Genomic DNA, 18,969 nt, shown 5'->3' on the forward strand with positions numbered 1-18,969 from the left:
GCACCCGAGGAGGATTCCATGCCGAAGACGACGAAAGGCGGCAAGCCGAAGAAGGACGAATTGCCGAGCACTTTGCGTCGCCGAACCCCGCCTCCCGCCGGGCGAAATATGTCAAGATGATTGACATGGTTCAGGCCGAAGATGCCCCGCTTGGTTACCTGCTCTACCGGGTGGCCAGTTTGCTGCGACCGGAGGTTTCCGCGGTGTTGGGCCCGCTGGGCCTGACGCTGCCCGAATTCGTCTGCCTACGAATGCTTTCCATCCTTCCGGGGATGTCGAGCGCCGAATTGTCTCGGCAGGCCGGCGTCACACCGCAGGCGATGAACACGGTGCTGCGCAAGCTGGAAGACATTGGCGCCGTGGCGCGCCCGACGTCGGTGTCCAGCGGCCGCGCGCTGCCCGCCACGCTCACCGGCCAGGGCCGCGCCCTGCTCAAACGCGCCGAAGGCGCGGTGCGGACCGCCGACGCCCGCATCCTGGCCAAGCTGACCGAGAGTCAGCAGCGCGAGTTCAAACGAATGCTCGACAAGCTCGGTTCCGACTGACCGGCGACTAAGCGGCTTGGATCCGGGCCCACGGCCGCGCCTCTTCGAGTTCGTGGGCCAGCTCGAGCAGTAGCGCCTCCTGGCCGATGTCGGCCGAGAGCATCATGCCCACCGGCATGCCTTCGTCGGACTGGGCCAACGGAAGCGAGATCGCCGGCTCACCGGTGACGTTCTGCAGCGGGGTGAACGAGACCCAGTCGATCAGTCGTTCGATGACCTGGTGGTAATCGGTGGGTGCCAGATATCCGATGCGGGGCGTCTCGTCGGCGAGCGTCGGGGTCAGCACGAGGTCGTAGGTGCCGAAGAATCTTGCGGTGCGCCTACGGATTCGGCGCAGGCGCATGATCGCCAGCGGCAGTCGGTGCATGTTGCGGGCGGTGTGGCGCTCCAGACCGAGGGTCAGGCTGTCCAGCCTGCTGCGGTCGAAGGTCGCGCCGAACATCCGGCGCCCCGTGCGGACCTGGGCCAGCGCCAGGAAGCCCCAGTACAACACGAAGTCGTCGACAAAACTGGCCGGCACCGGGGGTTCTTCGAGGTATTCGACGCGGTGGCCGAGCTCCTCGAGAAGACCGGCCGACTTCAGCGTGAGCTCGCGCACCTGCGGGCTGCAGTCCCGTTGCACCGAGCGGGTCAGCACGGCGATTCGCAGCCGCTGCCTGCCGGGACCGGTGACATCCCCGATCGGCGCCAGTTTCGGATTACGCCAGATGCGTTCGGCCTCCCGGTAGAACGCCGCGGTGTCGCGCACCGATCGAGTGACCACACCGTTGGCGACGATGCCCACCGGCATCCGGCGCAGGTGCGGGTCCAGCGGCAGCCGCCCACGCGACGGCTTCAGCCCGACGAGGCCGTTGCAGGCGGCGGGGATGCGGATGGATCCGCCTCCGTCATTGGCGTGGGCCATCGGCACCACGCCGGCGGCGACGAATGCCCCAGAGCCCGACGACGATGCGCCGGCACTGAAGTCGGTGTTCCACGGGTTGCGGACCGGCCCCAGCCGGGGGTGCTCGGCGGACGCGCTGAAACCGAATTCCGACAGCTGCGTTTTTCCCACGGGTGCCAGCCCGGTAGCCAGGAACAGCCGGGTGAACTCGCCGTCGGAGGTGGCATTCCACGGCGTCCACGCGTCGGTGCCGTGCATCGTCGGCTGGCCGGCGATGTCGACGTTGTCCTTGAGGAACGTCGGGACCCCGCTGAAGAAGCCGTCGGCAGGGCTGCCCGACGCGCTGTCCCGGGCCTGTTGGAAGGCCGCATACGCCAAACCGTTGAGCACCGGATCGACGGCCTCGGTGCGGGCGATCGCCGCCTCGACGACCTCCGCCCTGCTGACCCAGCCGGCCTGTATCGCGTGGGCGAGGCCGACCCCGTCGAGATCACCGAGGGCGTCGTCGCCGAACGCATGCACGTGTCGCATGAATCGACGCTAGCCCGCCTTCGCGCGGGACTTAGGCCTGGCCCACTTCGAAGCGCACGAACCGCGTCACCGTCACGCCGGCCTCGTCGAGCAGGGCCTTGACCGTCTTCTTGCTGTCGGACACCGACGGCTGCTCCAGCAGCACCGCGTCCTTGAAGAAACCGTTCAGCCGGCCTTCGACGATCTTGGGCAGCGCCTGCTCCGGCTTGCCCTCCGCCTTGGCCGTCTCCTCGGCGATACGGCGCTCGCTGGCCACGACGTCTTCAGGAACGTCCTCGCGGGACAGGAAGCGCGCCTTGAGGGCGGCGATCTGCAGCGCGACCGAGTGCGCGGCCTCGGAATCCGAGCCCTGGTACTCGACCAGGACGCCGACGGCGGGGGGCAAGTCGGCCGCCCGCTTGTGCAGGTAGGCCTCGACCGTCCCGTCGAAGTACGCGACGCGACGCAGCTCGAGCTTCTCGCCGATCTTGGCCGACAGGTCGGCGATGGCCTGCTCGACCGTGGAGTCGCCGGCCTTGGCGGCCTTCAGCGCGTCGACGTCGGTGGCCTTGGACTGGGCCGCGGCCGCGACGATGTCGTCGGCGAGCTTCTGGAACTCGGCGTTCTTGGCGACGAAGTCCGTCTCCGAGTTCAACTCGATCAGCGCGCCGCCCTGGGCGGCGACCAGGCCCTCGGCCGTGGCGCGTTCGGCGCGCTTGCCGACGTCCTTGGCGCCCTTGATGCGCAACGCTTCGACGGCCTTGTCGAAGTCGCCGTCGCTCTCGGCCAGCGCGTTCTTGCAGTCGAGCATGCCGGCGCCGGTGAGCTCACGAAGCTTCTTGACGTCGGCGGCGGTGAAGTTGGCCATGTCAGCCTTCCTATGAAGGGTCTGGTGTCGATTCGGGTGCGCCCGCAGCGGCGTCGGTGGGGGCGCTGGCAGCGGCGGAGGCCAGCAGTTCCTGCTCCCATTCGGGCAGCGGCTCGGCGGCCTCCGCCTCGGGCTTGCCGTCGCCGCGGCCGACCCCGGCGCGGGCCTGCAGGCCCTCGGCGACCGCGGAGGCGATCACCTTGGTCAGCAGCGCGGCCGAGCGGATCGCGTCGTCGTTGCCCGGGATCGGGTAGTCGACCTCGTCGGGGTCGCAGTTGGTGTCCAGGATCGCGATGACCGGGATGCCGAGCTTGCGGGCCTCGCCGACCGCGATGTGCTCCTTGTTGGTGTCGACGACCCAGATCGCCGACGGCACCTTGGCCATGTCGCGGATACCGCCGAGGCTGCGCTCCAGCTTGTTCTTCTCCCGGGTCAGCATCAAGATTTCCTTCTTGGTGCGGCCCTCGAAGCCACCGGTCTGCTCCATCGCCTCGAGCTCCTTGAGGCGCTGCAGCCGCTTGTGCACGGTGGAGAAGTTGGTGAGCATGCCGCCCAGCCAGCGCTGGTTCACGTACGGCATGCCGACGCGGGTGGCCTCGGCCGCAACCGATTCCTGCGCCTGCTTCTTGGTGCCGACGAACAGGACGGTGCCGCCGTGGGCGACGGTCTCCTTGACGAACTCGTACGCCTTGTCGATGAAGGTCAGCGTCTGCTGCAGGTCGATGATGTAGATGCCGTTGCGGTCGGTGAAGATGAACCGCTTCATCTTGGGATTCCAGCGACGGGTCTGGTGCCCGAAGTGGGTGCCGCTGTCGAGCAGCTGCTTCATGGTTACGACGGCCATGCGTGTGCCTTACGTGTGTCGGTTGTCGCCCGGCATCGGGTGAAGCCGGGCCCTGGCGCCTGCTGCGATGCCGGACCTCGCCAGGAAACCCTGGCGGGGACCGCCCGGCACGCGGTGCGAACTCCTAGTGGAACGGGAGACGCGGGGCGGACGCGCGAAGTCAGCCCGCGAACGAGCTGCGACCAGCAGTTTACACGGACTCAGCTGGTGGTTTTGCACAGCACCGGCCGCACCTGAGTGGCGACGGCGCCGGTGGCCCACTCAACTGAGCCGATGCGACGGGTTTGGTGGCTGTTGGCGTGGCTGACGGTGCTCGGCGCGGCGCCGGCGGGTGCGGACGACGCCCGCCTGGACTGGCCGCTGCGCCCGCCGCCCGCCGTGGCCCGGGGGTTCGACGCCCCGTCCCCAGACTGGCGGCCGGGGCATCGGGGGGTGGACCTGCCCGGCGTCCCTGGTCAGCCGGTGTACGCGGCGGGCACCGCCACGGTGGTGTTCGCCGGTCAGCTGGCGGGGCGCCCGGTGGTGTCGCTGGCCCACCCCGGCGGGCTGCGCACCAGCTACGAGCCGGTCCGGGCGGCGGTGCGGGTCGGCCAGCCGGTGACGGCCCGGACCGTGATCGGCTCGCTCGAGCCCGGGCATGCCGGCTGCCGGGCGGCGGCCTGCCTGCACTGGGGCGCGATGTGGGGCCCGGCGTCCGGCGCCCATTACGTCGATCCGCTGGGCCTGGTGAAATCGACGCCGATCCGGCTCAAGCCGCTGCGGGGCTGAGCGTGCGGGCCGTGCCCCCAGCCACACCCGTCTCCGGCCGGAGGGCGGACCCTCGTGCCTCGGGGCTTCCCGGCGCCGGGGCGGAAGTGACGCCCGGGAATCGCCGGCTCACGCCCGCGGGTGGGCCTGATCATGCACTGCCCGCAACCGGGAGACGGCGACGTGGGTGTAGAGCTGGGTCGTCGCCAGGCTGGAATGGCCGAGTAGCTCCTGCACGACCCGCAGGTCGGCCCCACCTTCCAGCAGATGCGTCGCCGCGCTGTGCCGCAGCCCGTGCGGGCCCAGGTCGGGGGCGCCGTCCACCGCGGCGACCGTCTGGTGCACCACCGTGCGGGCCTGGCGCACGTCGAGCCGGCGGCCCCGCGCGCCCAGCAACAGCGCCGGACCGGACTCGGCGGTCACCAGGGCCGGGCGGCCCTCGTCGAGCCAGGCGCGCAGCGCCTCGGCGGCCGGCATCCCGAACGGCACGGTGCGCTGCTTGTTGCCCTTGCCGAGCACCCGCACCAGCCGATAACCGGTGTCCACGTCGTCGATGTCCAGGCCGCACAGCTCGCTCACCCGAATCCCGGTGGCGTACAACATCTCGACGATCAACCGGTCCCGCAACGCCATCGGATCACCTTGTTGGGCACCCGATTTCGCGGCGGCCATCGCGTCGAGCGCCTGATCTTGGCGGAGCACCGCCGGCAGCGTGCGGTGCGCCTTGGGCACCTGCAGCCGCGCCGCCGGGTCCCCGGCCAACAGGCCACGCCGCGCGGCCCACGCGGTGAACGCCTTGACCGCCGACGTGCGACGGGCCAACGTCGTGCGCGCCGCTCCCGCCGTGGCCGAGGCGGACAGCCAGGAGCGCAGGAGCGGCAGGCTCAGCCCGTCCAGCGCGGCGCCGCGGCTCTCGAGGAACGTCAGCAGCGAGCGCAGGTCACCGAGGTAGGCCCGGCGGGTGTGCGCCGAGCGGCCGCATTGCAGCGACAGGTATTCGTCGAATTCCTCGAGGATGGCCTCCACGCCTGCAACGTTCGCAGGAGCCGGGGACCCGGTTCAGTCGACGCGCCGAAGCGTGTCCGGGGTGAGATCTTTCAGTGTCGGATAGCCGTCGACCGCCATGATCAGGTCCGCTTCGGCCAGCAGCGAACGCAGCACGTGGACGACGCCGTCGACGCCGCCCAATGCCAGGCCGTACGCGTACGGCCTGCCGATCCCCACCGCGGTCGCGCCCAGCGCCAGCGCCTTGACGATGTCGGCGCCGCTGCGGATGCCCGAGTCGAACAGCACCGGCAGCCCGTCGGCCGCCTCGATCACCCCGGGCAGGCAGTCCAGCGCCGGCAGGCCGCCGTTGGCCTGGCGTCCGCCGTGCGTCGAGCAATAAATACCGTCGACGCCGCCGTCCCTGGCGCGTCGGGCGTCGTCGGGATGGCAGATGCCCTTGACGATGAGCGGCAGCTTGGTCAGCGACCGCAGCCAGGGCAGGTCGGCCCACGTCAACGGATTGCCGAAGGTCGTAATCCACTGCAGCACAGTGGCCTGCGGGTCTTCCTCGGGCGGGCGTGCCAGGCCGGCGCGAAAGACCGGGTCGCTGGTGTAGTTGGCCAAGCAGTGCCCGCGCAATTGCGGAAAATTCGCCGTGCTGAGGTCGCGCGGACGCCAGCCGGGAACCCAGGTGTCCAGCGTGACGATGATGCCCCGGTAGCCGGCGGCCTCGGCCCGCTGCACCAGGCTCGCGGCGAGCTCGCGGTTCTTGGGCGTGTACAGCTGGAAAAAGCCGGGCGTGTCGCCGAACTGGGCGGCGACGTCTTCCAGTGGGTCGGCGGTCAGGGTGGAAACGACCATCGGGACACCGGTGGCCGCCGCGGCGCGCGCGGTGGCCAGGTCGCCATGGCCGTCTTGAGCGCAGATGCCGATGACGCCGATCGGGGCCATGAACACCGGCGACGGCAGCCTCAGGCCGAACATCTCGACCGACAGGTCACGCTCGGCGGCGCCGACGAACATCCGCGGCATCAAGCCCCAGCGGTCGAATGCCTCGCGATTGGCCCGTTGGGTGCGCTCGTCGCCGGCGCCACCCGTGACGTAGGACCACACCGACGGCGACATCGCCCGTTCCGCCCGGGCCTCCAGCTCCGCGAAGGCCATCGGCAGCGCGGGCGCGACCCCGCCCAGACCCTGGAAGTAGATCTCGTTCTGGTAATCGCCGAAATGCGCCATGGAAGTAGAGGATGCCAGCCGGCGATCGGACCGACGAACCCGCTACGAAGCCCCGGCCTCGGCCTCGGCCAGTTCCTTCTTCCATTGCCGGAAGGTCTCTTCGGTGCGGCCGCGCCGCCAGTAGCCCGAGATTGACGACGCCCACTTCGCGTCAACGCCGCGCTCCTTGCGGATGTAGGGCCGCAGATTGTGCATGACGCTTTGCGCCTCGCCGTGGACGAACACGTGCACCCGCCCGGGCAGCCACGGCGTGGTGGTGACGGCCTCGATCAGCGGGGCGTGGTCGCCTGCGCGGTCCTCGGGGACCAGGTCGGCCCGGCCGCCGCGATAAACCCAATGCACCTCGACGCCTTCCGGCGCCGTCAGAGGAATCTCGTCTTCCTGGCCCGCCACCTCGATGAACGCCTTGCCGACGGCGCTGGGTGGCAACGCTTCCAGGGCGACGGCGATCGCCGGCAGCGCCGATTCGTCACCGGCCAGCAGATGCCAATCGGCGGCCGGATCGGGGGTGTAGGCACCGCCGGGACCCATCAGGAAGATCCGCTGGCCGGGCTGCGCCGCGGCCGCCCACTGGCCCGCGATCCCGTGCTCGCCGTGCGTGACGATGTTCAACGTGAGCTGACCGGCGGCGCTGTCGACGCGGCGGACCGTCATGGTCCGAACCGACGGCCGCTTCTCGGGCGGCAGGCCGGCGAAGCTGTCGAGGGTCAACGGCTGCGGCAAGTCCGTGACGTCGACGTCGTCGGCGACGAACGCCAGCTTGACGTAGGAGTCGGTGAATTTGCTGGGCACGAAGGCGTCGAAGTCCTTGCTGCCCAGCACGACCGCGACCATGTGCGGTGTGAGCTCCTTGGTATCGACAACCTCGAAGCGTTGCAGAGGTCGACCCGCCACTTGTCCTCCTGTCCCCGCCCGACCCCCGTCGACTATACGAGCCGCGGCGTCGACGCAGCTCGGCCGCTCGAGGCCCGGGGAAGTCGCCACTTGCCCTCCTGACGACACACCAACCCGGCCAGCTCGAGCATGGCCAGCGGCCCCAACACCCGCTCGGGCGCCAGCCCCGACGCAATCGCGAGCTGTTCGACGGTTGCGGCGCCGCGGCCCGGCAGCGCCTCGTACACCCGGCGTTCGCCGTCACTCAGCCCGTCGAGCTCGGTCGCCGGGCGCGGTTCCTCGGCGGCCAGCTCCCCGATGCGGCCGATGAGCTCGACGATGTGGTCGGCCCGGGTGACCAGCTCGGCGCCGTCGCGCAGCAGCGCGTGGCAGCCGGCCGACGCCGACGACGTCACGGGCCCGGGCACCGCCGCGACCACCCGCCCCAGCGCCCGCGCCCACGCGGCGGTGTTGGCCGCTCCGCTGCGCAGCCCCGCTTCGACCACCACCGCGGCCCCCGCGACGGCGGCCACCAGTCGGTTGCGGGTCAGGAATCGGTGGCGCGCGGGCCGAACGCCCGGCGGGTATTCGGTGAAGAGCAACCCGTGTTGGCCCACGCGATGCAGCAACGTGGTGTGGCCGCTCGGATACGGGATGTCGAGTCCCCCGGCGAGGACGGCCACGGTGACGCCGTCAGCATTGAGCACCGCCCGGTGCGCGGCCCCGTCGATGCCGTAGGCGCCGCCGGAGACGACGGCCACCTCGCGTTGCACCAGCCCGACCGCCAAGTCCTCGGCGACCTGCTCGCCATATGCCGTCGCGGCCCGCGTGCCCACCACGGCGGCAGCCCTGTGCGCCACCTCGTCGAGCCGGATCGGACCTTGCGCCCACAACACCATCGGGGCCGCGCCGCGCGCTCTGCCCGAGGCGCCGCCGAACGCGGCAAATGCCAGCAGCGGCCACTCGTCGTCGTCGGGCGTGATCAACCGTCCCCCGCGGCGGGCGAGCAGCTCGAGGTCGGCCGCGGCGCAGTCGATTTCGCGCCTCGCCTCCGTGTGCCGCGCTAGATCGTCGTCGACCACGCCGCGGCGCACCCGGTCGGCCGCCTCTACCGGGCCGACGGACCGCACCAGGGTGGCCAGCCCGGCACAGGGCGGCTCGGCCACCCTGGACAGGTACGCCCAGGCGCGCAGCGCCGGATCGTCGACCGCCGTCAGCATTGGGGCGCTGCGGCTTCCAAGAATCCGCCAAGGATTCGTTTAGCCCCATACGCGAATGTGTTGTCGTCGACCCCCATTCGCCATCGCGCGGCCGGCAACGAACGGAGCAAACAATGATCGTCTGCTCGCCGACCCAGCTCGCGGCGCCCGCTCGCCCGGTAAACCCTTGGGCGATCGCGGCGTTCGCGCTGAGCCTGGTCAGCTGGTGCGGCCTGCCCATCCCGATCCTGAGCGGCGTCCTCGCGTTCGTCGCGCTGCGTGACATGGAACAGCGCGGCGAGCGCGGCCGCGCGATGGCGCAGTTCGCCCGGGCGTTCGCCATCCTGGTGACCGTCGCGATAGCGGTCCGCGGCGGGCACAACGACTGGCTGACCAAGGCGTACTGGTGATTTGCGGTCGGCGCTCATCGCTGCGCCCCCGGCTGACGGAAGCTGAGCGCGGCGGCGACCTCCTCGGGCCCGGGCGATACCCCGCCGGCGAGATCGGTCAGGCTCCACGCGACCCGCAGCGTCCGGTCCAGGCCCCGGATGCTGAGCGCACCACGGTCCAGGGCCTTCTGCAGCGGAGTCATCGCCGCGTTGCCGGGGCGGAACTTTCGGCGCAACAGCGCCCCGCTCACTTCGGCGTTGGTCCGAAATCCATACGGTGACCACCGCTGGGCCGCGGCCGCGCGGGCCTGGGCCACCCGGAGCCGAACCTGTGCCGTCGATTCGGCTTCGCCGCCGGAGAACGCGCCCGCGCGCACCGAGTGCATCTGCACCCGCAGGTCCACCCGGTCGAGCAGTGGACCGGACAGCTTGCCGAGGTAGCGGCGCTTGGCCGCGGCCGCACAGATGCAGTCCTGCGGATCGGCGGGTGCGCAGGGGCACAGGTTGGCCGCCAGCACCAGCTGAAACCGCGCGGGGTAGCAGGCGACACCGTCGCGCCGCGCGAGACGAATCTCCCCATCCTCCAAGGGAGTTCGCAAGGCTTCCAGCGCGCTGACACTGATCTCTGCGCATTCGTCCAGGAAGAGCACACCGCGATGCGCGCGGCTGACGGCGCCGGGGCGCGCCATGCCCGAGCCGCCGCCGACGAGCGCCGCGACGCTGGAGCTGTGATGCGGCGCCACGAACGGCGGCGCGGTGATCAGCGGCGTCTCCCCCGACAGCAGCCCGGCCACCGAATGGATCGCGGTGACCTCGAGCGACTCGCTCTCCGAGAGCGGCGGCAGCAGACCCGGGAGCCGCTGGGCCAGCATGGTTTTGCCGACGCCCGGCGGCCCGGTGAGCATGAGGTGGTGCGACCCGGCGGCCGCCACCTCCACCGCGAACCGCGCCTGGGTCTGCCCGACCACATCGGCCAGATCCACCGAGGGTTCCGGCGGGGTGGCCGTCGTGGTGATGCGGTGGTGCAGGGCGATGGACCCGGCGAGCCATTTCTGCAGCTGCCGCAACGTCCGCACGCCCCAGACGTCGATGCCGTCGACAAGGCTGGCCTCGGCCAGGTTGTCGACCGGGACGACGACGGCAGGCCAGCCGTCGCGCTTGGCGGCCAACACCGCCGGCAGCACACCGCGCACGGGGCGCACCCGGCCGTCCAGCGACAACTCGCCCAGCAGCACCGTCTTCTCGAGGCGGTCCCACGGGTTCTTTCGCTGCGCCGACAGGACGGCCGCGGCCAGGGCAATGTCGTAGACCGACCCCATTTTGGGCAGCGTCGCCGGCGAGAGCGCGAGCGTGAGCCGCGCCATCGGCCAGTCGTTGCCGCAGTTGGTGACCGCGGCCCTGACCCGGTCACGGGATTCCTGCAGTGCGGCGTCGGGCAGACCCACCAGATGAACGCCCGGCAGTCCGGAGGTGATGTCGGCTTCGATTTCCACGATCTGTCCATCCACTCCGCGGACGGCGACCGAGAACGCGCGGCCGAGCGCCATCAGCCGATCCCTTGCAGATGGGTGATTTCGGGCGTCCGCCGGCGCCCGATCCGCACCCGGATCACGTCGATGCGCAGCGCCGCCCAGCGCGTGTCCTGGCCCGCCAGCCACAGCCCGGCCAGGCGGCGCAGCCGACGGACCTTTCGCTCGGTGACCGCGTACGCCAGCCCGCCGTAGCCGTCGCCGGTACGGGTCTTCACCTCGACGAACACCACAGTGCGGGTGGCGTCGTCGCAGGCGATGACGTCTAGTTCGCCGTAGCGGCAACGCCAGTTGCGTTGCAGAACACGCAATCCCGCCCTCGCCAGATGGTCAACCGCGAGCGCCTCACCGAGCGCTCCGAGCTGGATCCGGGTCATCGTCGTTTCGGTCGTCATGCCGGCAACTGTGCGGGCCGGCCCCGACACGGCGGGCCACTGCGGCGCGTGTGAGCCGTCCACGCGGCCGGTTATCCCCAGTGCCGCGCTCATCCACAGTCGGCCGACACCGTCTAGCCGATGCGATCGGCCCTGGTGTAGATGTTCATCGAGTCCTCGCGCAGGAAGGCGACCAATGTGATGCCCGACTCCTCGGCCAACGACACGGCCAGCGACGACGGCGCCGACACGGCGGCCAGCACCGGAATCCCGGCCAGCACCGCTTTTTGCGTCAACTCGAAGGAGGCCCGCCCACTGACCAGCAGGACCGAGCCGGCCAGCGGCACTCGTCGCTGCTCCAGCGCCCAGCCGATGACCTTGTCCACGGCGTTGTGCCTGCCGACGTCCTCGCGCACCGCGAACATCGTCCCGTCGACCCCGAACAGCGCGGCCGCGTGCAGCCCGCCGGTGCTGTCGAAAACCTTTTGCGCGGAACGGAGTTGGCCCGGCATCGCTTCAAGTGTGGCCGCCGCGACAGTCGCCGGATCCGCCCCGGGGGCGAAACGACCGATCACCCGCACCGCATCCAGCGACGCCTTGCCGCACACTCCGCACGAGGAGGTGGTGTAGAAGTTTCGGGTCACGTCGAGGGTGGGTGCCGCGACGCCGGCGGCCAAGGTCACGTCCAGGACGTTGTAGGTGTTCGTGCCGTCGACGGCACCGCCGCAATAGCGGATGCTCTGCACGTCGTCGCGGCCGGCGATGATGCCCTCGGTGAGCAGAAAGCCTTGAGCCAATTCGAAATCCGCCCCCGGCGTGCGCATGGTCACGGTGACCGCCGCGCCGTTCACCCGGATCTCGAGCGGCTCCTCGACGACCAGCGTCTCCGGCCGGGTGATCGCTTCGCCGGCAGCCAGGTGCGTCACCCTCCGGCGCGCAGTTACGTGCCGCACGAGGCGATTTCACCGTCGGCGGGTATTGCGGCGGAGCGCTGAGAACTCACGCAGCAAAACTACCCCGGCCTCATAGCGCCGAGGCCAGCGCGGTCAGGGTTTCCGCCGAGGTGTGGACCGGCCGCCAGCCGAGTTGGGTGCGCGCCTTCGTGGTGTCCATGACCATCGACGTGCGCGCGGTGTGGAGCCATTCCAGCATGGACGGGACGAGCGGCACCCGCGAAAGCGCCGCCGACGCCGCGGAGGCTGCGACGGCGGGAACCCGGACCGGGCGCCCACCCAGCGCCCTGGCCACGTCGGCGACCGTGACGACACCGTCGCCGGCGATGTTGTACGCCCCGGGGGGCGCCGGCGTGGTGGCCGCCAACGCGATCGCGCTCGCGACGTCGTCGTGGTGCACCAGCTGCAGCGGGTAGCCCGGGTCCGGGACGACCGGCTTCAAAATCGGCACCGCCTTGACCACTGCGCGCATCGGGCCGGGCAGTTGGTTCCACGGCATCGCATCGGCCAGGGCGGTGGCGTTGGGGCCGGCGACGATGCACGGCCGCAACACGAAGACCTCCAGCGGCGAGTCCTTGGTGATCTCGCCGAGCAGGGCCTCGCACGCCGCCTTCTGCTCGGAGTAATAGTGCTCTTCGGACCCCCGCGCCGGCACGTCCTCGGTCAGCGGGTCGGGGTTGTCGCGGTGATATCCATAGGCCGCCACCGAGGACGTGTACACCAGGCGCCTGGGCCGCTCGCTGGCGACCGTCGCCTCGAACACGTTGCGGGTGCCCTGCAGGTTGATGCGGGCGCTCTCTTCCCGCGATCCCATGATGATGAAGGCCAGGTGGATCACCACGTCGGTCTGGGCCACCAGGGCGTCGACGGCCTCGCGGTCCAGGATGTCGCCCTGCTGGTAGGTGGTCTTCTGCCAGCCGCGCGAAGACGGGTCGAACGGGCGGCGGGCCATCCCGATGATGGCGTCCACGGCCGGTTCGCGCTCCAGCGCCGTCACCGCCGACATCCCGATCTCGCCGGTCGGCCCGGTCACCGCGACGGTAATTCCCACCCCAACGCTTTTTCCCGTCGGTGGCCCGCCGAAACCAGGGGTGGGAAACGTCACCCAGACCATCTCGCCCGGTGGCGCAAATCGTGAGCGCCGGACGCGCGGGTACCCGTATTGTCGGCGAACGATTCTGGCGGTCCGCGCACCGGCGGGCCGGGCGCGTGCAATTCGTCGCAATCGCGCCGAACAGCGTGTGAGGCGCGCCCGCAAGACCGATAATCTACGGCGATCGAACGCGGGGTCAGAGTGCATTGCACAGGGAATGAGGCACACATGGGGGACGAATCGACGGCCGCAGGCCGACCGACGCCCGGCGGGGAGAAGGCCGACCCCGGGACCGTCTTCGCCGCGCTGGCCGAGATCATCTACCAGGGCTCGGACGCCGGTCAGATGTACGCGGCCATCTGCGTCGCCGCCACCCTGATCGTCCCCGGTTGCGATCACGCCAGCCTCTTGGTGCGCGACGGCGACAGCTATGTCACCGTCGGCGCGAGCGACCGGTTGGCCCAGCAGGTCGACGAGCTGGAACGGCGTTCGGGCGACGGGCCGTGCATCGACGCGATCGAGGAGGAAACCCCACAGATCGACCCGGACCTCAGGACGCCGTCGCTGTGGCCCAAGCTGGCGAAGGTGCTGGTGGCGGAGACCCCGGTGCGCGGGGCGATGGGTTTTCGGCTGCTGGTGGACAAACGCAAAGCGGCCGCGCTGAACCTCTTCAGCGACACCGCAGGTGTGTTCGACTCCGAGGCGGCCGGGCGTGCGGCGGTGCTCGCCTCGTTCGCCAGCGTGGCCATCAACGCGGTCGCCAAGGGTGAGGACGCGAGCAGCCTGCGCCGGGGACTGCTGAGCAACCGCGAGATCGGCAAGGCGGTCGGCATGCTGATGCTGCTGCACGACATGACCGAGGACCAGGCGTTCGAACTGCTGCGCCGCCATTCCCAGTCGCTGAACATCAAGCTGGCCGACGTGGCGCGGGTCGTCATCGAGAGGCGCGGCCAGCTGCCGCCCCCGGAAGAAGGCTAGGCCCGGCTACTCGGGCAGCCGCAGCTCGGGCTTTTCCACCTCTTCGATGTTGACGTCCTTGAACGTCACCACCCGTACCTGCTTGACGAACCGGGCCGGCCGGTACATGTCCCACACCCAGGCGTCGGACAGCCGGAGTTCGAAATACACCTCGCCGTCGGCGTTGCGCGGCACCATCTCGACGCTGTTGGCCAGGTAGAACCGCCGCTCGGTTTCCACGACGTAGCTGAACTGTCCGACGATGTCTTTGTATTCGCGGTATAGCGAGAGCTCCATCTCGGTTTCGTACTTTTCGAGATCCTCGGCACTCATCTGTTCAGACGTCCTTCTCGGAGAAACACTTCCCCGGCGTTCCGCCCAGGGAATCCTGGTCCCATCTTTCCTCACCGATATCCGCCGCGCGCGGGCGGAGGTCCGGTCTGCATTCGGCCACCACGCGGCCACCCGACCCTTGTGACCCTATGGCCACCCGCCGAACGTTGATGAACGAATGGCGGTGTTCGGGGCAGGGCCCCAGCTGCGTCAGCGCCACGCTGTGCGCCGGCGTGCCGTAGCCCTTGTGCTCGGCGAAGCCGTAACCCGGGTGGTCGGCGTCCATGGCGACCATCAGCCGGTCCCGGCTCACCTTCGCCAGCACGCTGGCCGCGGCGATGCAGGCCGCCACCGCGTCGCCCCCGATCACCGGAAGCGACGGCACCGGCAGCCCGGGGACGCGGAATCCGTCGCTCAGCACGTAGCCGGGTCGCACCGCCAGGCCCGCGACGGCGCGGCGCATGCCCTCGATGTTCGCGACGTGCACGCCGCGCCGGTCCACCTCGGCCGGCGGGATGAACACCACGTGGTAGGCCAGCGCGTAGCGACGGATCAGCGGGAACAACCTCTCCCGCGCGGCCTCGGTCAGCTTTTTCGAATCATCAAGTGCTGCAAGGCTTTCCAGCCGCCCCGGGCCAAGCACACAGGCGGCCACCACCAGCGGGCCGGCGCAGGCGCCGCGACCGACTTCGTCCACGCCCGCGACCGGGCCCAACCCGCTGCGGTACAGGGCGGATTCCAGGGTGCGCAATCCCGACGATTTGCGGATCACCGTCCGCGGCGGCCACGTCGTGGCCATGGCTACTGATGCTGTTGCGGGTTCACTGAAGACACGCCGCCCCAGCGCCCCGGTGGCCACACGATGAACCTCGCCTTGCCGATCACGTTGGACACCGGCACGGTCCCCGACGTCGGGTCGCCCGTGCACAACACGCCCTTGAGCGCCTCGGCCGGAACGCTGGTGCAGTGGGCGCGGGAGTCCGCCGAGTGCGTCCGGTTGTCGCCCATCACCCACAGCCGCCCTTGCGGCACGGTGACCGGCCCGAACTCGCTGCCCAGGCACGGGTACACCGACGGGTCGGCCATCATGGTGGCCGGATCCAGGTAGGGCTCCTTGAGCGGCTTGCCGTCGACCGTCAACCCGGTGTCGGCGCGGCACTGCACCGTCTGCCCGCCGACCGCGATGACCCGCTTGACCAAGTCGTTCTCGTCGGGAGGCACGAAGCCGATGAAGGACAGCGCGTCCTGCGCCCAGCGCAGCACGGTGTTGTTGGACCGGATCGACTTGTAGCCGAGGTTCCACGACGGCGGCCCCTTGAAGACGATGACGTCGCCGGGGCGCGGCGGGTCGAAGCGATAGGTGACCTTGTCGACCATGATCCGGTCGCCGACGCAGCCGGCGCAGCCGTGCAACGTCGGCTCCATCGACTCCGACGGGATCAGGTAGGGCCGCGCCACGAAGGTCAGCATCACGTAATAGAGCGCCACCGCAATGACCGCCAGCAGGGCGAATTCCCGCAGGGCGGATCGCTTGGTGCGCTCCGGAGCATCCGGGTCGGGCGCGTCCGCGGGTTCGGGAATCGATTGGGCGGCGTTCGGCGCCTCGCCTTCGGGCGGGTCCGGGATGCGGGTGGAGACCTTCGGCTCTGACTGGGCGGACTGGGGCTCAGATGAGTCCGTGGGATCGGTCACGAGATCAGAGTAGCCAGCGCAGATTGTGGCGCTGTAAACCGACCGGGACTGCCGCCCGGCCGTCCCAGCTCAGCGCTTTTCCTTGATCTTGGCCTTCTTGCCGCGGAGCTCGCGCAGGTAGTACAGCTTGGCGCGGCGGACATCGCCACGGGTCACCACCTCGATGTGGTCGATGTTCGGCGAATGCACCGGGAAGGTCCGCTCGACGCCGACGCCATAGCTTTCCTTGCGCACGGTGAACGTCTCGCGGACTCCGCCACCCTGCCGGCGGATCACCACGCCCTTGAACACCTGGATGCGCTCCTTGGCGCCCTCGATGACCTTGACGTGCACGTTGATGGTGTCGCCCGGGCCGAAAACCGGGATGTCGTCGCGCAGCGACGCTTGGTCGACGAAGTCCAGGCGGTTCATCTTGAGAAGGCACTTCCTTGCGGTCGCGGCCTGCGGGGACAGCCCTCACCTGGGGTGTGAGGCGGTCGCCAAGCCGATGGTTTTGGGCAACTTGCGCGTATCTCGCAGCAGGCGGGAAGCGGCCCGGCCGGCCGGCAACCGCTGGAGACAACTGGTCAATTGTGCCAGACGGGGCGCTTGCCATGAAAATCACAGCTTCCGAGGCGGTTCACAGCGAGCCGAACACGCTGGTGAATGGTACATATGACTGGGGCCAGAACGCGCTACCGGACCATGCGTGACGGCCGGATCAGGTGGCGCGACGCGGCCCGCGCTTGTGCACTTCGGTGCGTCCGAGCCAGTCGGAGGAGAGGAATGCGCGTTCGGCCGCTGACTTTGTTCACCGCCACAGCGGCGGTGGCGTTGGTGGTGGCCGCCGGTTGCGAGGCGAAGGTACAGGCCAAGGTCTACAACTTCCCGGTGTACGTCACCCCCGACCGCGGCCTGCGTCAGCCGCCGCCACAGAGGGCGCAGCTGATGCTCGAGGCGGTCAAGCCAACGCAGCAGGAGCAGCAGCCGGCCAGCGCGGGGCCCGTCGGACTCCAGGCGCGGGTGCAGCAGGCGACGGACGAAGCCGCAGCCAGCGGCGCCGCTTTGTCGGTGGCGATCCTCGATCGCAAGACGCATCAGCTGGTCTCCACCGGCAACAGCCAGGTCATCGGCACCGCGTCGGTGGCCAAACTGTTCATCGCCGACGACCTGCTGCTCCACGAATCCGAGGGCAAGGCCGCGCTGAGCGCCGACGACCGCCAGGCGTTGGACATCATGTTGCAGTCCTCCGACGACGGCGCAGCCGAGCGGTTCTGGGCCCAGGGCGGCCAGAATGCGATCATCACCGCGGTCGCGGCCCGCTACGGCCTGGCGTCGACCACGCCGCCCGGCGACGGACGCTGGTGGAACACCATGAGCACCACGACCGACCTTGTCCGCTACTACGAGATGCTGCTGGACGGGTCCGGCGGGCTGCCGCCGGACAAGGCGAAGCTCATCGTCGACGACCTGGCCCAGTCCACCCCGAACGGGCTCGACGGCTATCCGCAGCGCTTCGGCATCCCGGAGGGGTTGTACGCCGAACCGGTGGCGGTCAAGCAGGGCTGGATGTGCTGCATCGGCAGCGACTGGATGCACCTGTCGACCGGCGTGATCGGCGCGGACCGTCGTTACATCATGGTGGTGCAGTCCCTGCAGCCCGCCGACGACGCCACCGCCCGCGAGACCATCACCCGGGCGGTCAAGACGATATTTCCCGAAGGCCGGATCGACCCGCTGCGGCGGGGCCTCTAATCGGAGGGGTCCAGCAGCTCGGGGCGCCGTTCCCGGGTGCGCTGCAGCGAAACCTCCCGCCGCCAGGCCTCGACCCGCGCGTGGTCGCCGGATAGCAAGACCTCGGGAACGTCGAGCCCGCGCCAGCTCGGCGGGCGGGTGTAGCTGGGGCCCTCGAGCAGCCGGTCCAGGGCCGGCGAATGCGAATCCTGCAGGTGCGAGACGGGATTACCGAGCACTCCGTCGAGCAGGCGCACCACGGATTCGATCATCACCACGGCCGCCGACTCCCCACCCGGCAGGACGTAGTCGCCGATCGAGACCTCCTCGACCCGCATCCGTCGGCCGGCATCCTCGACGACCCGCTGGTCGATACCCTCGTAGCGACCGCACGCGAACACCAGGTGCTCCTCGACGCTCCACCGCTGGGCGTCGGCCTGCGTGAACAACGACCCGGCTGGTGTCGGAACGACCAAAACGGTTCGCTCCGAACAGATTTCGTCCAGAGCTTCGCCCCACACCGGCGCCTTCATCACCATCCCGGGACCGCCGCCGTAGGGCGCGTCGTCGACCGAACGGTGCACGTCGTGCGTCCACCTCCGCAGGTCGTGAACCCGCAGGTCGACCAGGCCCGAACCAATCGCCTTGCCCGGCAACGATTGCCGCAGCGGGTCGAGGAAGGCGGGAAAGATGGTGACGACGTCGATTCTCATGCCAGATCCAGCAGGCCCTCGGGTGGATCGATCTCCACGGCACCGTCGTCGAGTGACACCGACGTGACGATCGCGGCGACGAACGGCACCAACACTTCCCCGCCGTCGCCCCGGCGCACCGCCAACAGCTCGCCGCCGGCGGTGTGCAGCACCTCGGCGACGACACCGACGTCCTGGCCCGTCACGGTCCGGACGTGCAGTCCCTCGAGCTGGTGGTCGTAGTAGGTGTCCGGCTCGTCGATGGGCGGCAGGTCATCGGAATCGACGACGAACAGGGTTCCCCGGAGCGCGTCGGCGGAGCCGCGATCGGTCACCCCGACCAATCGCAACAGCAGCCGCCCACCGTGCTCGCGCACACTCTCGACGACGAAGTCGCGTGCACCGCCGCCACCGCGGGATGACCTGCCGCGCAAGGTATTACCGGGCGCGAAGCGCGAGCCGGGGTCGTCGGTGCGGATCTCGACGACGACCTCGCCGCCGATGCCGTGCGCTTTCGCGACGCGCCCGACGGTCAACTCCAACGGAGTTCCA

At 69.9% G+C, this 18,969-nt stretch carries 22 protein-coding genes; 5 read left to right on the forward strand and 17 right to left on the reverse strand.

What is annotated here, in order from left to right; translation table 11 throughout:
• Positions 1-125 precede the first annotated feature (125 nt).
• On the forward strand, positions 126-545 hold the full coding sequence (locus tag A5704_RS13970; protein ID WP_067748121.1) for a MarR family winged helix-turn-helix transcriptional regulator: 420 nt from the start codon (positions 126-128) through the stop codon (positions 543-545).
• Positions 546-552: 7 nt separating this feature from the next.
• Here the strand turns inward: A5704_RS13970 and A5704_RS13975 are convergent, their stop codons facing one another.
• Genes A5704_RS13975 through rpsB form a run of 3 tightly spaced genes read right to left on the reverse strand, consistent with a single transcriptional unit; the run spans position 553 to position 3,650 of the window.
• Positions 553-1,959, reverse strand: coding sequence for an amidase (locus A5704_RS13975; RefSeq protein WP_067889474.1), 1,407 nt, complete (start codon positions 1,957-1,959; stop codon positions 553-555).
• A 31-nt stretch (positions 1,960-1,990) separates the two neighbouring features.
• Positions 1,991-2,806 (reverse strand): translation elongation factor Ts, encoded by an 816-nt coding sequence (gene tsf, locus A5704_RS13980; RefSeq protein ID WP_067748125.1) that lies wholly within the window; start codon positions 2,804-2,806, stop codon positions 1,991-1,993.
• Positions 2,807-2,816: 10 nt separating this feature from the next.
• Complete coding sequence (gene rpsB, locus A5704_RS13985; RefSeq protein ID WP_067748127.1) at positions 2,817-3,650, reverse strand: 30S ribosomal protein S2; 834 nt, start codon at positions 3,648-3,650, stop codon at positions 2,817-2,819.
• A gap of 273 nt (positions 3,651-3,923) precedes the next feature.
• On the opposite strand from rpsB, the gene A5704_RS13990 reads away from it, so the two are divergent.
• Positions 3,924-4,418, forward strand: a complete 495-nt coding sequence (locus A5704_RS13990; RefSeq protein ID WP_067748130.1) for a M23 family metallopeptidase — start codon at positions 3,924-3,926, stop codon at positions 4,416-4,418.
• A 108-nt stretch (positions 4,419-4,526) separates the two neighbouring features.
• Here A5704_RS13990 and A5704_RS13995 read toward each other — a convergent pair whose 3' ends face one another.
• From A5704_RS13995 to dprA, 4 genes are read right to left on the reverse strand one after another with little or no spacing between them, the layout of a single operon-like run.
• Positions 4,527-5,423: a tyrosine recombinase XerC gene (locus A5704_RS13995; RefSeq protein WP_067748132.1), complete on the reverse strand. Its 897-nt coding sequence runs from the start codon at positions 5,421-5,423 to the stop codon at positions 4,527-4,529.
• 33 nt (positions 5,424-5,456) lie between these two features.
• The gene (locus tag A5704_RS14000; protein ID WP_067889477.1) at positions 5,457-6,620 is read right to left on the reverse strand and encodes a lactate 2-monooxygenase; all 1,164 of its coding nucleotides are present in this window, start codon (positions 6,618-6,620) and stop codon (positions 5,457-5,459) included.
• Positions 6,621-6,662: 42 nt separating this feature from the next.
• Positions 6,663-7,514 (reverse strand): siderophore-interacting protein, encoded by an 852-nt coding sequence (locus A5704_RS14005; protein WP_067889480.1) that lies wholly within the window; start codon positions 7,512-7,514, stop codon positions 6,663-6,665.
• Positions 7,515-7,546: 32 nt separating this feature from the next.
• Positions 7,547-8,713 carry a DNA-processing protein DprA gene (gene dprA / locus A5704_RS14010; RefSeq protein WP_067748139.1) on the reverse strand — a complete coding sequence of 389 codons (1,167 nt, stop codon included), beginning with the start codon at positions 8,711-8,713 and terminating at the stop codon, positions 7,547-7,549.
• A 113-nt stretch (positions 8,714-8,826) separates the two neighbouring features.
• Here dprA and A5704_RS14015 point away from each other — a divergent pair, with 113 nt between their 5' ends.
• Complete coding sequence (locus A5704_RS14015; RefSeq protein WP_067748141.1) at positions 8,827-9,102, forward strand: DUF4190 domain-containing protein; 276 nt, start codon at positions 8,827-8,829, stop codon at positions 9,100-9,102.
• Between the two features lie 14 nt (positions 9,103-9,116).
• On the opposite strand, the gene A5704_RS14020 is transcribed toward A5704_RS14015, so the two are convergent.
• From A5704_RS14020 to A5704_RS14035, 4 genes are all read right to left on the reverse strand, one after another.
• The gene (locus A5704_RS14020) at positions 9,117-10,628 is read right to left on the reverse strand and encodes a YifB family Mg chelatase-like AAA ATPase (protein WP_067748143.1); all 1,512 of its coding nucleotides are present in this window, start codon (positions 10,626-10,628) and stop codon (positions 9,117-9,119) included.
• Positions 10,628-11,005: a YraN family protein gene (locus tag A5704_RS14025; protein WP_067748206.1), complete on the reverse strand. Its 378-nt coding sequence runs from the start codon at positions 11,003-11,005 to the stop codon at positions 10,628-10,630. The genes A5704_RS14020 and A5704_RS14025 overlap by 1 nt, the downstream gene beginning before the upstream one ends.
• 113 nt (positions 11,006-11,118) lie before the next feature.
• A complete protein-coding gene (fdhD, locus tag A5704_RS14030) occupies positions 11,119-11,937 on the reverse strand; it encodes a formate dehydrogenase accessory sulfurtransferase FdhD (RefSeq protein ID WP_067748145.1) in 819 nt (272 codons plus the stop codon).
• A 70-nt stretch (positions 11,938-12,007) separates the two neighbouring features.
• Complete coding sequence (locus A5704_RS14035) at positions 12,008-12,988, reverse strand: SDR family oxidoreductase (protein ID WP_067748147.1); 981 nt, start codon at positions 12,986-12,988, stop codon at positions 12,008-12,010.
• A 270-nt stretch (positions 12,989-13,258) separates the two neighbouring features.
• On the opposite strand from A5704_RS14035, the gene A5704_RS14040 reads away from it, so the two are divergent.
• The gene (locus A5704_RS14040) at positions 13,259-14,008 is read left to right on the forward strand and encodes a GAF and ANTAR domain-containing protein (RefSeq protein ID WP_067748149.1); all 750 of its coding nucleotides are present in this window, start codon (positions 13,259-13,261) and stop codon (positions 14,006-14,008) included.
• Positions 14,009-14,014: 6 nt separating this feature from the next.
• Here A5704_RS14040 and A5704_RS14045 read toward each other — a convergent pair whose 3' ends face one another.
• The 4 genes from A5704_RS14045 to rplS all read right to left on the reverse strand — a co-directional run bounded on the left by A5704_RS14045 (position 14,015) and on the right by rplS (position 16,423).
• Positions 14,015-14,320 (reverse strand): DUF2469 domain-containing protein, encoded by a 306-nt coding sequence (locus tag A5704_RS14045; RefSeq protein ID WP_007171389.1) that lies wholly within the window; start codon positions 14,318-14,320, stop codon positions 14,015-14,017.
• A 4-nt stretch (positions 14,321-14,324) separates the two neighbouring features.
• Positions 14,325-15,119: a ribonuclease HII gene (locus A5704_RS14050; RefSeq protein WP_067748151.1), complete on the reverse strand. Its 795-nt coding sequence runs from the start codon at positions 15,117-15,119 to the stop codon at positions 14,325-14,327.
• A 2-nt stretch (positions 15,120-15,121) separates the two neighbouring features.
• Complete coding sequence (lepB, locus tag A5704_RS14055) at positions 15,122-16,012, reverse strand: signal peptidase I (protein WP_067748152.1); 891 nt, start codon at positions 16,010-16,012, stop codon at positions 15,122-15,124.
• Positions 16,013-16,081: 69 nt separating this feature from the next.
• Entirely contained in the window at positions 16,082-16,423 is a 342-nt protein-coding gene (rplS, locus tag A5704_RS14060) for a 50S ribosomal protein L19 (protein WP_055403251.1), read from the reverse strand.
• Between the two features lie 354 nt (positions 16,424-16,777).
• Here rplS and A5704_RS14065 point away from each other — a divergent pair, with 354 nt between their 5' ends.
• Entirely contained in the window at positions 16,778-17,746 is a 969-nt protein-coding gene (locus A5704_RS14065) for a hypothetical protein (RefSeq protein WP_067748154.1), read from the forward strand.
• Here the strand turns inward: A5704_RS14065 and trmD are convergent.
• A complete protein-coding gene (gene trmD, locus A5704_RS14070; RefSeq protein ID WP_067889483.1) occupies positions 17,743-18,438 on the reverse strand; it encodes a tRNA (guanosine(37)-N1)-methyltransferase TrmD in 696 nt (231 codons plus the stop codon). The two genes, A5704_RS14065 and trmD, sit on opposite strands and share 4 nt — an antisense overlap.
• Positions 18,435-18,959 carry a ribosome maturation factor RimM gene (gene rimM / locus A5704_RS14075; RefSeq protein WP_067889486.1) on the reverse strand — a complete coding sequence of 175 codons (525 nt, stop codon included), beginning with the start codon at positions 18,957-18,959 and terminating at the stop codon, positions 18,435-18,437. The genes trmD and rimM overlap by 4 nt, the downstream gene beginning before the upstream one ends.
• Positions 18,960-18,969 lie beyond the last annotated feature (10 nt).

It is taken from the genome of Mycobacterium sp. E735 (assembly GCF_001666955.1).
GTDB lineage: Bacteria > Actinomycetota > Actinomycetes > Mycobacteriales > Mycobacteriaceae > Mycobacterium.